At 47.2% G+C, this 14,358-nt stretch carries 17 protein-coding genes; 1 reads left to right on the top strand and 16 read right to left on the bottom strand.

All coding sequences use genetic code 11. The annotated features are described in order from the left end of the window. Positions 1 to 16: 16 nt before the first annotated feature. From hpt to OCV54_RS11020, 14 genes are all read right to left on the bottom strand, one after another. Positions 17 to 538, bottom strand: a complete 522-nt coding sequence (gene hpt, locus OCV54_RS11085; protein ID WP_022216999.1) for a hypoxanthine phosphoribosyltransferase — start codon at positions 536 to 538, stop codon at positions 17 to 19. After that, a complete protein-coding gene (gene tilS, locus OCV54_RS11080; RefSeq protein WP_022217000.1) occupies positions 535 to 1,995 on the bottom strand; it encodes a tRNA lysidine(34) synthetase TilS in 1,461 nt (486 codons plus the stop codon). Before tilS ends, hpt begins: the two co-directional genes overlap by 4 nt. A 51-nt stretch (positions 1,996 to 2,046) precedes the next feature. Then, positions 2,047 to 4,170 (bottom strand): SpoIIE family protein phosphatase, encoded by a 2,124-nt coding sequence (locus tag OCV54_RS11075; protein ID WP_055224004.1) that lies wholly within the window; start codon positions 4,168 to 4,170, stop codon positions 2,047 to 2,049. Positions 4,171 to 4,265: 95 nt separating this feature from the next. Next, positions 4,266 to 4,586, bottom strand: a complete 321-nt coding sequence (locus tag OCV54_RS11070) for an FtsB family cell division protein (RefSeq protein ID WP_015534613.1) — start codon at positions 4,584 to 4,586, stop codon at positions 4,266 to 4,268. A gap of 130 nt (positions 4,587 to 4,716) precedes the next feature. After that, entirely contained in the window at positions 4,717 to 5,049 is a 333-nt protein-coding gene (gene yabQ / locus OCV54_RS14850; RefSeq protein WP_238051102.1) for a spore cortex biosynthesis protein YabQ, read from the bottom strand. A gap of 8 nt (positions 5,050 to 5,057) precedes the next feature. Continuing rightward, positions 5,058 to 5,330 carry a YabP/YqfC family sporulation protein gene (locus OCV54_RS11060; protein ID WP_015534611.1) on the bottom strand — a complete coding sequence of 91 codons (273 nt, stop codon included), beginning with the start codon at positions 5,328 to 5,330 and terminating at the stop codon, positions 5,058 to 5,060. Positions 5,331 to 5,419: 89 nt separating this feature from the next. Continuing rightward, positions 5,420 to 5,659 (bottom strand): RNA-binding S4 domain-containing protein, encoded by a 240-nt coding sequence (locus OCV54_RS11055; protein ID WP_015534610.1) that lies wholly within the window; start codon positions 5,657 to 5,659, stop codon positions 5,420 to 5,422. A 16-nt stretch (positions 5,660 to 5,675) separates the two neighbouring features. Continuing rightward, entirely contained in the window at positions 5,676 to 5,948 is a 273-nt protein-coding gene (locus tag OCV54_RS11050; RefSeq protein WP_015534609.1) for an HU family DNA-binding protein, read from the bottom strand. Positions 5,949 to 6,135: 187 nt separating this feature from the next. Next, positions 6,136 to 6,681 carry a stage V sporulation protein T gene (spoVT, locus tag OCV54_RS11045; protein ID WP_055224002.1) on the bottom strand — a complete coding sequence of 182 codons (546 nt, stop codon included), beginning with the start codon at positions 6,679 to 6,681 and terminating at the stop codon, positions 6,136 to 6,138. Between the two features lie 69 nt (positions 6,682 to 6,750). Then, a complete protein-coding gene (locus OCV54_RS11040) occupies positions 6,751 to 8,625 on the bottom strand; it encodes a hybrid sensor histidine kinase/response regulator (protein ID WP_015534607.1) in 1,875 nt (624 codons plus the stop codon). An 11-nt stretch (positions 8,626 to 8,636) separates the two neighbouring features. Then, positions 8,637 to 8,780 (bottom strand): hypothetical protein, encoded by a 144-nt coding sequence (locus OCV54_RS11035; RefSeq protein ID WP_156327926.1) that lies wholly within the window; start codon positions 8,778 to 8,780, stop codon positions 8,637 to 8,639. Then, a complete protein-coding gene (locus OCV54_RS11030; protein WP_015534605.1) occupies positions 8,777 to 8,950 on the bottom strand; it encodes a hypothetical protein in 174 nt (57 codons plus the stop codon). The genes OCV54_RS11035 and OCV54_RS11030 overlap by 4 nt, the downstream gene beginning before the upstream one ends. Before the next feature lie 37 nt (positions 8,951 to 8,987). Beyond that, complete coding sequence (locus tag OCV54_RS11025) at positions 8,988 to 9,335, bottom strand: Hpt domain-containing protein (protein WP_022217002.1); 348 nt, start codon at positions 9,333 to 9,335, stop codon at positions 8,988 to 8,990. Next, complete coding sequence (locus OCV54_RS11020) at positions 9,332 to 10,441, bottom strand: HD domain-containing phosphohydrolase (RefSeq protein WP_055224000.1); 1,110 nt, start codon at positions 10,439 to 10,441, stop codon at positions 9,332 to 9,334. Before OCV54_RS11020 ends, OCV54_RS11025 begins: the two co-directional genes overlap by 4 nt. A gap of 252 nt (positions 10,442 to 10,693) precedes the next feature. Between OCV54_RS11020 and OCV54_RS11015 the strand changes: the two genes are divergently transcribed. Next, complete coding sequence (locus OCV54_RS11015) at positions 10,694 to 13,273, top strand: hybrid sensor histidine kinase/response regulator (protein ID WP_055223997.1); 2,580 nt, start codon at positions 10,694 to 10,696, stop codon at positions 13,271 to 13,273. A gap of 62 nt (positions 13,274 to 13,335) precedes the next feature. On the opposite strand, the gene proC is transcribed toward OCV54_RS11015, so the two are convergent. Next, a complete protein-coding gene (gene proC, locus OCV54_RS11010) occupies positions 13,336 to 14,118 on the bottom strand; it encodes a pyrroline-5-carboxylate reductase (RefSeq protein ID WP_015534601.1) in 783 nt (260 codons plus the stop codon). Between the two features lie 52 nt (positions 14,119 to 14,170). Continuing rightward, positions 14,171 to 14,338, bottom strand: coding sequence for a hypothetical protein (locus OCV54_RS11005; RefSeq protein ID WP_156327925.1), 168 nt, complete (start codon positions 14,336 to 14,338; stop codon positions 14,171 to 14,173). Positions 14,339 to 14,358: the final 20 nt, after the last annotated feature.

Here is a 14,358-nt window from a genome sequence, read left to right as displayed (position 1 = left end):
CTCCTTAATCAATATATTACTGCTCTATGACACCTATATATGGAAGGTTTCTGTACTTCTGGGCACAGTCAAGGCCGTATCCCACAACAAATCTGTCAGGGATCTCAAAACCTGTCATATACAGCTCAACCGGGATAACTCTTCTGTCCGGCTTGTCAAGCAGGGTCACAACCTCAAGGCTTGCAGGCTTTCTCTCGCCGAGAAGCTTCACAAGGTATGAAAGGGTTCTTCCCGAATCAAGAATGTCCTCCACGATAATTACATCCTTTCCCTCTATAGACTCATCAAGATCCTTGTTCAGCTTGACAATACCTGATGACTTTGTTCCATCGCCATAGCTGCTCACAGACATGAAGTCCATGGTGACCGGACTCTTCATTCTCTTCGCAAGCTCACACATGAAGAACACGCTTCCCTTAAGGATTCCGATCAAATGTATCGTCTTTCCCTCATATGCCTTATCTATGGCTGCTGCCATCTCGCTTATTCTGTTTTCCACCTCACTGCTGCTGAGCATAACACCAATCTGTTCTTTCAACTCTGTTTCCTCCTGTTAAAATTCAACTCAATTATCTTTTGTGTATCTTCTGTCACTTTATAATTCTCGCCAATCCTAAGTCCCACGGCCCACACGACCTCCTGCCCGGATGTCACAAGTGGAATATTACGCCGCTTGTCCACCGGTATCTTACAGTCAGTATACAGACGGTTGAGCTTCTTTCTCGAGCCCGCAGAATTAACGACTATATAATCCCCGTTTTCAAATGTCCGCAACTGCAGACACTGTTTTATTTTACCATAATCAAGAAACTTCGTACACTCTTTTTTTGCAAGATCAAGGGCTTCAGGTCTGTCGTAGATCCTGACCGTAAGCCTTCCCTCACACAGCTCATACTCACCATCACAGGTGATGTCTATGTCCACGCAGCCCGGCAGCCCGCCGTCCTGACAGCTCTGGTCACCGGCGCGGTTCTCACCGCCGGCAAATACCAGTCTGCCGTACTCCAGCCACACCCTCGCACCGGCAGGAAGATTGATCCCCGCCCCGGTGTCAGCCGAGTACAACTTCGTAACCTCCGACACATGGCTCATGCCGATATCCTTCAGGCCTCCGCACACCATTCCGATGAGCTTTCTTATGACAAGCTCCTGCACGAGCCTGTCCTGCTCCTTGAGAGCCGCCATGTCCAGCTCATATCTCCGGTCAGTGCTGTCTCCGGTCCAGCCACAGCCTTCACTTCTGACATCAATTCCCTGTCCCGTCAGGAAATCATCAACCAGTCCGGCAGCAAGCCGCTCGTAATCAGCCGCCATCATGGCCATCTGGCAAATGTGCTCCGTGGCCTGTCCATTTATCTCATTCATAAGAGGAAGTATCCTGTGTCTTATCTTGTTCCTAGTGTAATCATCCTCATTGTTGGTGGCATCCGTACAGTATCTGATCCCCTTCCGGTCAAGATATTCCTCTATGTGGCTCCTGTCGCTCCCAAGAAGCGGTCTCACTATGTGATCCCTCACCGGGGCTATACCCTTTATGCCGCCCATTCCGGTTCCCCTCGCCATGTTGAACAGAACCGTCTCAGCCACATCGTTGCGGTTGTGGGCGACTGCGATCACACAGCCCTCATCCGCATACCTGGCACGCATCCTGTCAAATGCATCATATCTTGCATGGCGTCCGGCCTCCTCCACGGTCTGTCCGGCCTGCTCCGCAAGCTTCCTGACATCGATCCTGTAAGAGTCGCATGTGACACCATATTCACCACACAAAGTCTCAACGTAGCTCTGGTCACCATCCGCAGCCTCACCGCGTATCATGTGATTTATGTGTACAACGTGTATATCTATTCCCAGCTCCGCCCTGTGCCTTGCCAGCACCGTGAGCAGGCTCACCGAATCCGCGCCGCCGGACACACCGCACACGCAGTGACTTATACCATCAAACATGTGGTATTTTCTTATATACTCAAGAACATCTTTTTCAAATACATCCATACATTTATCCTTCTGTAAATATCATAATTTCATATTATAGCATAGAGTTACTCAGGCTGCGCTACTTTTCTCAGATCCTGATATCACCGCCGCCATGACCGTCACATCATCCCGAAGCGACACATCCCCCTGTCCTATCATGGCGCCCAGTATATCATCGACCATCCGTCTGCTGTCACCCACTCTTATTCCCTTGAGCACATCCTGCATGTGATCGGACACATCCATATCCGAGAGCCCATCGCTCACCATGACCACGGCATCCCCCGCCGCAAGTTTCACATCCGCCATGTCGCACTCGGCATCGTCCAGCACGCCCACGGGAAGAGTAGTGCTCGTTATCTGGCGGACCTCATTTCCATCATCGCCTGGGTGTATCACATAGGTCACCGACGCCCCCTGCTTGAAGCTCCTCATGGTGCCGTCGTACATGTCTATGACCACCATATCAAATGTCGTGAATATTCTGCCCTTATTTCTCCTGGACATACATCGATTGGCAAATGCAATGCTGTACTCCGGGGCAAATCCCGCCTCCAGCAGCTCCTCCATGGTGTCCAGCATCATGCAGCTCTCGCAGGAGGCCAGGCTTCCGCTTCCCATGCCGTCAGACAGCATCATCACCAGCCTGCCATCCTCATACTCCTTCACCGAGAAATTATCCCCCGACACCGGAGAGCCATATTTCTTTATCCTTCTGACATGGTAACGCCCCTTGTAACGCGCCGCCTCCTCGTACACGGCAGATCTGTACTCATCGAAGAAAAGGCTCGGCGAATCCATGCCCGCCCTTATATTCTTCCTGAAATACCCACTCAGTACATCAGCCACCTGTCTTGACAGCACCATGCCCTGACCTGACGTTCTTCCCGCCACATAGTATCGGCTCCTGTTGCCACTGTCCATGGATGCCGTGACCCTGACCTCGTCCATCCCCAGCGATCTTATCTGCCCCAGCAGCTTTTCATCGGATATCTCCCTCGCCTCACCTATCAGATCTATCTGTCTCCTGAAGCCATCCACGAGTTCGCCGATCTGTCCCAGGCTTATCGCCGGCTCATCGCTCCCGGCAAATGTATAATCGAGCCGTCTGAACACATTTGCCATATCTTCTATCTTGCAGGCCGTGAGTCTGTTAATCTCCGCAGCAGCCGCCTGAAGACACGCCGGATCTGTCTCCTCGTCCATGGCGCCCAGCAGAGCACCAGGTATACACGCAAACAATACGACCGGAACGGCGATATTTATATAGTAAAATGCGGTCTCCCGCCCAGAGCCGTTCCACAGCACTGTTCCATCCGCCACGGAGGCAAGAACGCACCCCAGAACATAGAACAGACTTGCAGACACCTTTCTTCTCCCGGTGAGTGCCCGGCCTATGAGCATGACCAGCGTCACAAGGAGCATCCACATGAGCCACCTGCTGTCATTCAGCTTGACCGACACGATGCTTCCCGCCACCGCCGCCATTCCGCATCCGTACACCGCTCCAGTTCTATACACCGCGTACAATATCAGAACCAGAGCTAGCATAAATGCCGGATTCACACCGTAGATATCCTCACCCGGAACAACCCACAGAACGACCGCCGCCAGCGCCATGAGGCTCACTATGCCCTGACTTATATTCCAGCTCTCATCCCTCTCCACATCCGAGGCATCCCCGCAGATATATGTATATAGAAGTCCAATCCCCGGTTTCAGTATCACACTGGCACACATGAATATCGCAGCCTCCACCACTCCATAAGCTGCAGCCATAAGCATGTTATCCGCATATACCACTATGTTTCCCATAAGCACGGCAGCCGACATGACGACGATCACCCTTACATACGATCTGGAATTTCTGGAGTACACGATCTTCATAAGACACATCGCAAGTCCCAGCAGCACCAGATATTTCTCCGTCACCATCACACCGGAATACACAGGCCCCGGTATCATATACTCATATGCGTGCAACAGCCCTGCTATGCCCATAGATCCGGCTGCGACTCCCGCCGCACACCCGATGCAGGTTATCATGTATCTCCCACACACCGCACAGGCCGCCACATACACAGCCAGAACCACCGGGGCTATCCCCCAGACCATGCATAAGCCGCTGACCATACACAGAATAGCCACCGCCATCACTCCGACGAACCCATTCACCTTTTCTCTCATCAACATTTTCCCGCCTTCCTGTTCATAGTGACAAGAAGTATATCCGTCAAATGCGCAAAAAAATAGCGAATGCTGAAATCAGCATCCGCTATGTTCTGACTTTATTCCTCAGGCTTTACCACGATCTCGTCAGGATATATGAGACCGAGCTGTGATCTGGCCACATCCTCAACATACTCATCTGTCTGCATATATTTCTCACGCTCTTCAAGCTTCTTATAATCTTCCTTCGCACTGTCAAGCTGTTCCTGAAGCTCCGCAGCCTGAACCTGCAGGCTCTCCTTCTGTGCTTTCAGGCTCTGTGCTTTGTACAGTACAACCACTGCCAGCAATATCAGACAGCTCACAACCAGAACCATTCCAAGCTTCGTTGTGATCTTGTTATTCTTTTTTGACTTTGATCTGCCGACCGTCTTATTCATTAGAAACTCCCCATTCATTACTTTATTACTTGTCTTTTCTTGTAATAATATACAAAAAGTTCGTAGCCAAACGAACATATTGACATAATTTTACTATTTAAGACTAATTATGTCAACGCACTTTTTGCCGTCACATTTTCACATTTTTTGAATCTTGTTTTTTCTTACACAATATATGGTTTGCAATTTTCGAAGCAGCCCAATTTATAGTAAAAAATACAAGTAAAAAGCTTGAAAAAAATCCTAAAAAAATATATAGTCTCAGATCTCCGTCACAGCATATGTAACTGACCGCCATAACTACTACACTTAATATCAACCAAAGTGTAATATCGCATATCCACGCCACCGCGCGGCTGTTCCTAAAGAGCTTTGAGATGAACCAGAACAGCGATCCCAGTACACCTGAGCACGCTCCGGCTGCAACACATATCCCATATCCCCAGAGCTGCCCTGCCGCCATATCGCTCATCACTTGAACAACCCCTTTATAGAAAAAGCACCTTCCTTGTCACCCGAATATATCATGGAGTTGATATTTCCTGTGAGATCCAGCATTCCCTTGTCAAGGTCCAGATTTGTCGCCTGCATATTCTTGCCTATTATCTTGAGTTTCCCCTGCTCGGTCACCAGCAGAACCAGATCAGGATCTATTGATGTGACCTTGCTGATCCCTGTCATGGACAGACTGTTCCTGTTGTCCATGACCACCTTGTGGGTTTTTGCCTTATTAACTTCCCCCATGTTCAGAAACCTTCTCAAGCTATTTAATAAACTATATGAGCCCACAAAAAAAATATGCCGGAATACACTATGTATATTCCGGCATATTTTTACACATACTCAAACATATCCTTGGCATCTTCCTTTTTAGTGGAATCTGCAATCATTGTAACTCTGACCTTCACCGTCTTGTTGCCAAATTCTATCTCGATAACATCTCCAACCTTGACATCGGTTCCGGCCTTAGCCACTTTGTCGTTGACCATGACTCTTCCGGCATCGCATGCCTCGTTCGCCACGGTTCTTCTCTTGATGATTCTGGATACCTTAAGGTATTTATCAAGTCTCATATCAAACCCTTAAAGATTAGTTGATTGAATCCTTTAATGCCTTTCCAGCCTTGAACTTAGGTGCCTTTGAAGCAGCGATTGTCATTGTCTCGCCAGTTCTTGGGTTTCTACCCTCTCTAGCTGGTCTCTCTGATACCTCGAATGTACCAAATCCAACTAACTGAATCTTCTCACCTTTCTTTAACTCATCTGCTACAACGTCTGTGAAAGCCTTTAATGCTGCCTCAGCGTCCTTCTTTGATAATTCTGTCTTCTCAGCGATTGCTGCAACTAATTCTGTCTTATTCATTAGATAATTCCTCCTTTAAAAAATAAATGCTCTCTGTCATCCGCCTGCTACCCGCAAAAGCAGAAAACTCTGAGCTCAACATGTATAGTTATACCTAAAATGGTTATATTTGTCAAGGAAAATAAGGGATTTCGAGGCCGAAACCCCTTGATTTTACTCACTTTTTGCCAAATTCTTGCATTACCGGCTACCCTTCCATCTGTTTGCCCAGAAATGCCGCCGCGATCACCGCTGCTTTTTGCTCTATCTCACCTATTCTGTGTCCGCTGTCACGCACTATCACGATGACAGAGCCCACTGCATCGCCCTCTGATATAATGGTCTGCACCACCTGTCCATCGTAATTCAGGTCGTCTGTGGTTATGTGTATGAACTTCGCATCGCCTTTGCGGGCAACTATCGCTTTCCTGTCGTTTATCACGCTCTCAAGCTCACTGTGAAGCTCCTTGCCCATCAGCTCCTTCTTCGGCATTCCCGCCACCGCTATGACTGAATCCCGGTCCGTGATGGCAACCGGCAGTCCAAGGCTCTGGGATATTGCCTCCACATACTGCTGTGCAAATGCAGTCAGATCAGCCATGGGCGAATACTTCTTGAGAACTATCTCGCCCTCCTTGCCGGTAAATATCTCCAACGGGTCCCCCTCTCTTATCCTGAGAACCTTTCTTATCTCCTTCGGAACGACTATCCTTCCGAGATCGTCTATCCTTCTCACTATTCCTGTCGCCTTCATAAACAGTATTAACCCTCCATTGCATGTTAAATAATTGCTTTGGAGTTATTATGTGGAAAATCATCAAAATTATTCTTCCACGATCCCAGCCAGCGTCATCTTTAGATCCTCTGCGCTTATCGGCTTGGCTATGTATCCGTTCATGCCCACCTCAAAGGCTTTCTTACGGTCTTCGTTGAACGCATTTGCAGTCATAGCGATTATAGGTATATCCGCCAGGCGTCTGTCGTCCAGCTTTCGTATGATCATGGTTGCCTTGTAACCATCCATGTTCGGCATCTGTATATCCATGAGGATGAGATCGTAGTATCCCGGCTCCGCTTTCTCCAGCATGTCTATACACTGGATTCCGTCTGCGGCTCTGTCGACCTCCATGCCCGCACCGGCAAGTATCGTCATTGTTATCTCAGCGTTCAGATCGTTATCCTCCGCCAGGATTATCCTTCTGCCCTCAAATGAATAATCCTCGTTGCGCTTCTCTACCGAACCAGCATCCTCAACATTCTGGGATATACGATGCTCAAGTGTAACAGTAAATGTCGTACCCTTTCCCGGTTCACTCTGCACATCTATATCTCCCCCCATAAGGTCGACTATCTTCTTAACTATAGCCATGCCAAGTCCTGTTCCAAACTGTCCGCTCTCCGTGGATGTCTGTTCCCTGCTGAAATCCTCAAATATATGCTCCAGGAAATCCTCCGACATTCCAATTCCCGTGTCACTGACCACTGTGCGTATCCTCACATAACCATCCCTGTCGCATGGAAGCTCATCGATCTTCACCGCAACGCTGTCTCCTGGAAGAGAATACTTATATGCGTTGTTGATGATGTTCATGAGTATCTCTTTTATCTTCACTACATCACATAGAATATTGTTATGCTTCACATTCACATTCCATGTAAAGTCTATGTTCTTCTCCTTCATCTGACTTTCAAACAGCCAGTACACCGAATCAAGACTTTTAAGTGATATACTGCTCTCGTCCAGTTCTGTCTTGCCGCTCTCTATCCTTGCCATCTCCAATACATTGTTGATAAGGGACAGCAGATAATCACTTGATGATCTGATCTTGGCTATATAATCGCGCGCCTTGTCTTGGTCGGACAGGTTGTCATTCAGAAGGTCTGTGAAGCCTATTATCGCGTTCATAGGGGTTCTTATATCATGAGACATGGAGTTGAGGAACACCGTCTTAGCGTTGTTAGCCTTATTCGCCATATCCAGGGCATTCTCCAGCTCGTGGTTGGCCTTCTCGATAACCTCAAGCTTCTCAACCTTTCTAATATCCTCCATGCAGAGCTCTATATACACGAACATCGCCGAAAGCGTCAGTCCAGCCAGAACATAAGAACCACCCGCAACAATCTGCAACACTGAACATATAAGCGCAGGTATGAGTGCTATAGTTATGATGACGGCAGATCTTTTCTCTCTTCTGGTAATGGAATATACTATCGCACTGACGAGTGTCACAAATACATAGGTATATGGAAGTACCACCTGAAGTGCGAACAATGCTCCTCTGCGATACATGCCCGTATCATCCACGTAGAAAAGCCAGCCTGTCCACCACGAGACCACACACAGCACAATCATCAGAACAAGCGGAATACTGCGCAATGCCCGTATTATCTTTTTTTCCACAAATAATGAATTCTGTATGCTCTCGAAAAAATAAAACCATTCATATGTCACAAATGTCTCTGCGATCATGAATCCGCAATTCAACACAAAAACCACCGCGGCCGGCATACGCACCAGTCCTGCGTCAACCATTCTTACAGGTATATTTATTATCTGGAAAGCAATTACTCCGAATACAAAATGAGAAAACGATCTTATGATCTTATTATTTCTTTGATTAAGACATCTCACACCTATATAGAGCATGATTATCAGTATGGTGTATTCACACATCATCGTCTGCAAGTGCTGTGTCATATTTACCCCCCTTAGCGCAATACGCTGAATTCTCTGTTATGACTGCTCCATACCTCGTAGAGCATTTCCTCAAACTTTCCTATGTTCACCGGCTTGGACAGATATCCCTTCATCCTTGCCCTTGGTAGCATTGAACTCATCAACCAGATCGTCAAATATTGCCTGCTAGGGTTCCATTGTAGTAATGCCATATCTTCAGTGATACCGGATGATCTGGATCAAGATTCACCTTCTTCGCTGTATCGCCGTCTGAATCACCACAACCAGCAAGCATACTCACGGCCATAACAGCCGCCATCATTCTGGCAATAGTCCTCTTCTTCATCTCATAAATCTCTTCTATTTTCTCACACTACAATGATCTATTCAACACTCTTAAGAGCATTTACAGTTATCTTATACTGCTCACTGACCTTCTCATACAAAGCCTCATATCCATCAAGCTCTCTCCCCCTGAGCTTCTCTGTCAGATCCGAGCTCACTGTATACAGATTCTTAAGTCCAAGGTTCAGGCATATCCCCTTCAGTGTATGTGCTGCCCTGAATGCCTTCTCGGCATTCTTCTCCGCAAGAGCCTCTGTCAGTTCATTGTAGCTTCCATCATCTATAAACTTAAGTGCGAATCTCTGTATAAGGCTCTCACTGCCAAGTCTGCCAAGTACATCCTCAAAATCTGCTCCTATTGTATCATAACACTCTCTGATGTTCATATCTGGTTCTCCTTATTCATCTCATATCTGCACACAAGCTCTTCAAATTCCTGTCTGGACTCCTTGAAGCACTCTATAAGTCTCGGTGAAAATGTTCCACACTCTCCATCAAGTATCATCTGATATGCCTTGCCCTTCTCTATCGCTTTCTTGTACACGCGATCACTCACAAGAGCGTCATACACATCCGCTATGGACACAAGCTGTGCCGATATCGGTATATCCTCACCGGCCAGTCCGTCAGGATAGCCCTTTCCATCATATCTCTCATGATGATGACGGCATATCTCATAGCTGATCTTCTCGTATTCCTCACTCCACGTGCCTGCAATCTGTGTAAGTATCTCACAGCCCTTTGTCGTGTGGGTCTTCATATATTCAAACTCTTCATCTGTAAGCCTACCCGGCTTCAGGAGCACACTGTCCTTAATGGCTATCTTGCCTATGTCATGAAGTGGACTGGCTGCAACTATTACAGCTATCTTCTCCGGTGTAAGGCCGTACTCCGGATATTTCTCCGCAGCCTTCTCTGCAAGTATATTGGTAAATTCCTTTACCCTCTTGATATGCTCACCGCTCTCAAGATTTCTGTATTCAACAACCGTGCCTAAAACGTCCACTATCTTCTCATTGGTCTCACGTATCTGCTCTGCCTGAGCCTGAAACAGTTTGTTCTTCTCCTCCAGCTCTCTTGTCTGCAGTCTGACTTTATCCTCCAGATGATTCTTGTACATGAACAGCTCGGCTGTGTTCTTGACTCTTCTCCTGACCGTAACACTGTCAAATGGCTTTCTTATGAAATCCGTAACACCCATCTCAAGACATTTCACCTCAACATCCCTTGCGGATTCAGCACTTATGACGATAACCGGTATCCTCTCCAGCAGACCATGCTCTCTCATATAATCCAGTACAGCGTATCCATCCACATTCGGCATGATGAGATCCAGCAGCATAGCAGTTATCCCCTCGCTATCCGTTTTCAGGATCTCTATCGTCTGTACACCATCTGATGCCTGCAGTACCTCGTACTCATCGCCAAGCGCAACCGCCAGAATCTCTCTGTTCAGTTCGATGTCATCAACAATCAAAACTTTTTCTCTCATTTGATCCACTCCTCAATGTAGTATTTTCACTTGCAACTGCTTTTGTATTTTTCATATATTGGATCTTTTGTATAATTACGCAAAATCTTTGTAAATACCCGCATTAATTCTATTGTCTTTAACAAATATTGTCTATGGAATTAATTGACATTAATATGGATTTTTTCTCTCAAAATAGGTAAAATTGTCTTAAAAACAGAGCTTTATGTATTAATATATCAAAAATCTACACACCTAAAGGGGGGGTATTTTATGGATAATTTTGTTATACTACAGCAGATGGTTGCCATTGACAGAGCCCAGAACCGTTTTGAACTCCGAGCATCCATACAGACTCTGCTCCGTATCATCGGAAGTTGCACTTCGTCAGAACGAGTTTATATTTTTGACTGGGATGAGACTGACAACGTATTCCGCAACTCATATGAGTGGTGCGGTGACAATGTGCAGCCATGGATTGACAATCTTCAGTCCGTAGATTCCGCCGACATGCCTTACTGGCTGGAAGCATTTGAGCGCGGCGACAGTATGATCATAGATAACGTGGAGGATGTGAAGGATCTCATGCCTTCCGAGTATCAGCTTCTGGTCATGCAGGATATCCACTCTGAAATAGCATTTCCTATCTTCTATAAGGACCAGCTCAAAGGCTTTATCGGTGTGGACAATCCCCACATAGATAGTTCGGAATCCTTTATAAGTCTGCTTGGGGTTGTGGGCGGTCATCTCGGAAATGTAAGGGAGACTCTCAGAATGACCGAGCTTCTTGAGCAGCGCAATAATTCTCTCGAAAAGAGCCTGTCGGATCTGAACCGCGAAAGGACGTTCATGTCTGTTCTGTGCACGGACTACATATCCGTCTACTGCGTGGATCTTCAGAATGATTCTCTCGAGCCTTTAAAGCTTGACCCAGCGGCAAATGCTGCCCACATACACGACATCAAAGCTGGGAAAACATTCTGCTACTCAGAGCTGATCGGACAGTATTACGAAAAATATGTCATCAAAGAATCTGCCCCGGACTTCACAGAAATCCTCAGCGCAGAGCATATACAGAATCATCTTGCCACTCACCCTAAGCTTTCTTACAGATACCGGGTGACTCCGAACGCAGCGGGCCAGGAAAACTTTGAGGCTGAGATATTCCCTTTTTCAGCGGCTTCATCTTCAAGGGTGCTGATTGGCTTCAAGCAGATAGACGAGCTTGTGAGCTTTGAACAAAATTCGAGGAGGCAGCTCCAGGAGGCACTTGACGAGGCTAACCTGAACAATGAGATCATATCCGCCATAAGCAAGATCTACTTCTCAATATACAGGATAGATCTTACACAGGACATGTACGAGGAGGTGTCCAGCGATAACAAGGTACACAGACTTACAGGCCGCATGGGAAGAGCTTCCTCCAAGATGAAGGAGCTGTGTCACCGCTTCGTCGTTCCCGAATATCAGGACAAGATACTTGATTTCTTTGATCTGTCGACCATCGCAGAGCGTCTCCACACAGACGAGACCATAGCCATGGATTATCTCGCCAACGACGGCAACTGGCACTCGGCAAGATTTATTGTGAAGAAGCGAGATGCTCTTGGCAACGTGACCAACATACTGTATGTAACAAGGCTTATCAGTGAACAAAAGAGACGTGAACAGAGCTGGATGCTTCTGGCAGAGGAGGCCAACAAGGCAAACGAGGCAAAGTCCGAATTTCTGTCCAAGATGGCTCACGACATAAGAACACCTCTGAATGCCGTAATGGGATTTGCCGACATAGCAAAGCGATCACTAGGCGATCCAAGCAAGATAGACGACTGTCTGGGCAAGCTCAGGACGTCCGGGGCTTATATAGAACAGCTCGTCAGCAACATTCTTGACATAACGAATCTGGAAAACGGCAGACAGCAGCTTAAGCCTTGTGAAACATCTGTATCCGAGCTGTGTCATACTCTGAACATGGTTTTCGATCAGGCTCTCATGAACGACGGACTCAATATAACCTTCAACTGTCACGATATATATCACGACTGCATCCTGGCCGATGGACTCAAGCTGAAACAGATCTACTCTAACCTGCTGTCTAACTCCATCAAGTTCACACCTGGTCATGGCGACGTTGGGTTTGAATTATATGAGGAGACTATACCGGGCTCCGATAAGATACGTCTCGTCGCCAGAATAAGCGACACGGGAATTGGAATAAAGCCTGAATATCAGGCGAGCATGTTCAACAAATTCTCCCGCGAGACAGACACCAGGATCAGCAAAGTGCGCGGAAGCGGTCTGGGGCTCGCCATAGTGAAGGAGCTTGTGGATCTAATGCAGGGTACCATCACAGTACAGAGCAATCCGGGTGGTGGAACTATCATCGAGGTAAGCATCGACGTCCCTTATATCATAAAGGATGATCTGTGGTCTGGACAATCCGGTGATAGCAGCGACGCAGAATCCCTGTGTGTAGGAATGCACCTTCTGGTGGCAGAGGATAACGAACTCAACTATGAGGTCGTGTCTGAACTTCTGGGTATGAATGGTATTTCCTGTGAGCGCGCTGAGGATGGATCCGTGTGCGTTGACATGTTCTCTACATCTGCTGCCGGAACCTACGACGGCATCCTTATGGATCTTCAGATGCCTGTGATGGATGGAATCTCGGCGTCCTACGCCATAAGAAAGCTCGAGCATCCGGATGCACAGAACATTCCTATCATCGCCATCACCGCCAACACATTTGCTAAAGATCTCGAAAGATGCCGTCTGGCGGGCATGAACGAACACCTGTCAAAGCCGCTGAACATAAGGCAGCTTATAAGCATCCTCTCAAAATTCAAGAAATAAAAAAGTCAAGAAATAAAAAAGTCCCTGTATGATATTTCAATCATACAGGGGCTTTGCCGTTATTACTTATTCATGATCGCATCTATAGACTTAATGCATGCACTCCTGAGGCCTGACTCCTCGAGGGATGCAACACCGCAGATGGTTGTTCCTGCAGGTGAGCACACGTTGTCCTTCAGCACACCCGGATGCTCACCGGTCTCAAGCTGAAGCTTGGCAGATCCCAGGATCATCTGTGATATGAGTCTGTACGCAGTCTGTCTAGGCACACCGTACTTCACGGCAGCGTCCGCATAGCCCTCTATGAACAGGTCAACAAATGCAGGGCCACATCCTGTAACTGCTCCACCTATACCCATGAGATTCGATGGAAGCTCCTCCACAATTCCCACAGCCGCGAACAGCTCTTTGATCTGTATCCTTTCTTCCTCCTCAAGGGAATTCTGTGCTTCAAAGAGCATAACTCCCTCATATACCATTGCCGGAGTATTCGGCATCACAAACTGCACTCTCACCGAACTGTCAAAATACTCACTGTACTTCTTAAAATCCCAGCCAGCTGCCACCGACACAAGAGCCTTGCCGTGAAGTCTCTCTCCTATCTCAACGAGAACGTCATTGATCTGATAAGGCTTGCATGCCATGATGACCGTATCCACGGCATCCACCAGCTCTGCAAGTGTCTTACACGGGGTAAATCCATACTTCTCTGAGTTCTTCACCAGCTTGTCATAGTGTGGTGCATATGCATATACACTCTCAGCCGCTATCTTCCCTGAATTCACAAATCCTGCACAGAGTGCCTGTGCCATATTACCCATGCCTATGAAACCTAACCTCTCCATGATACATTCTCCTTCTTTCAAGCCTTTATATATTTTGTCTTTTATATCTGTCTTACTCAGCCATCCGGCGAAGCTTCTTTGCACGCTTCTCCTGATAGAGAAGTCTGTCGACAGTTGCAAGCGCCTGGAACACGTCCACATCCTTGTCATTATCTATGGTGCAGAACATGAACAATCCTCTGGTACCTTCAGAAACAGTCTCCATATATCTGTTGACCATCCCCGGACATCTGTCTGCAA

Source organism: Coprococcus aceti, assembly GCF_025567285.1.
GTDB lineage: Bacteria > Bacillota > Clostridia > Lachnospirales > Lachnospiraceae > Coprococcus > Coprococcus aceti.
The sequence above is the reverse complement of the archived record's forward strand: the minus strand, read 5'-3'. Positions and strand labels throughout refer to the sequence as shown.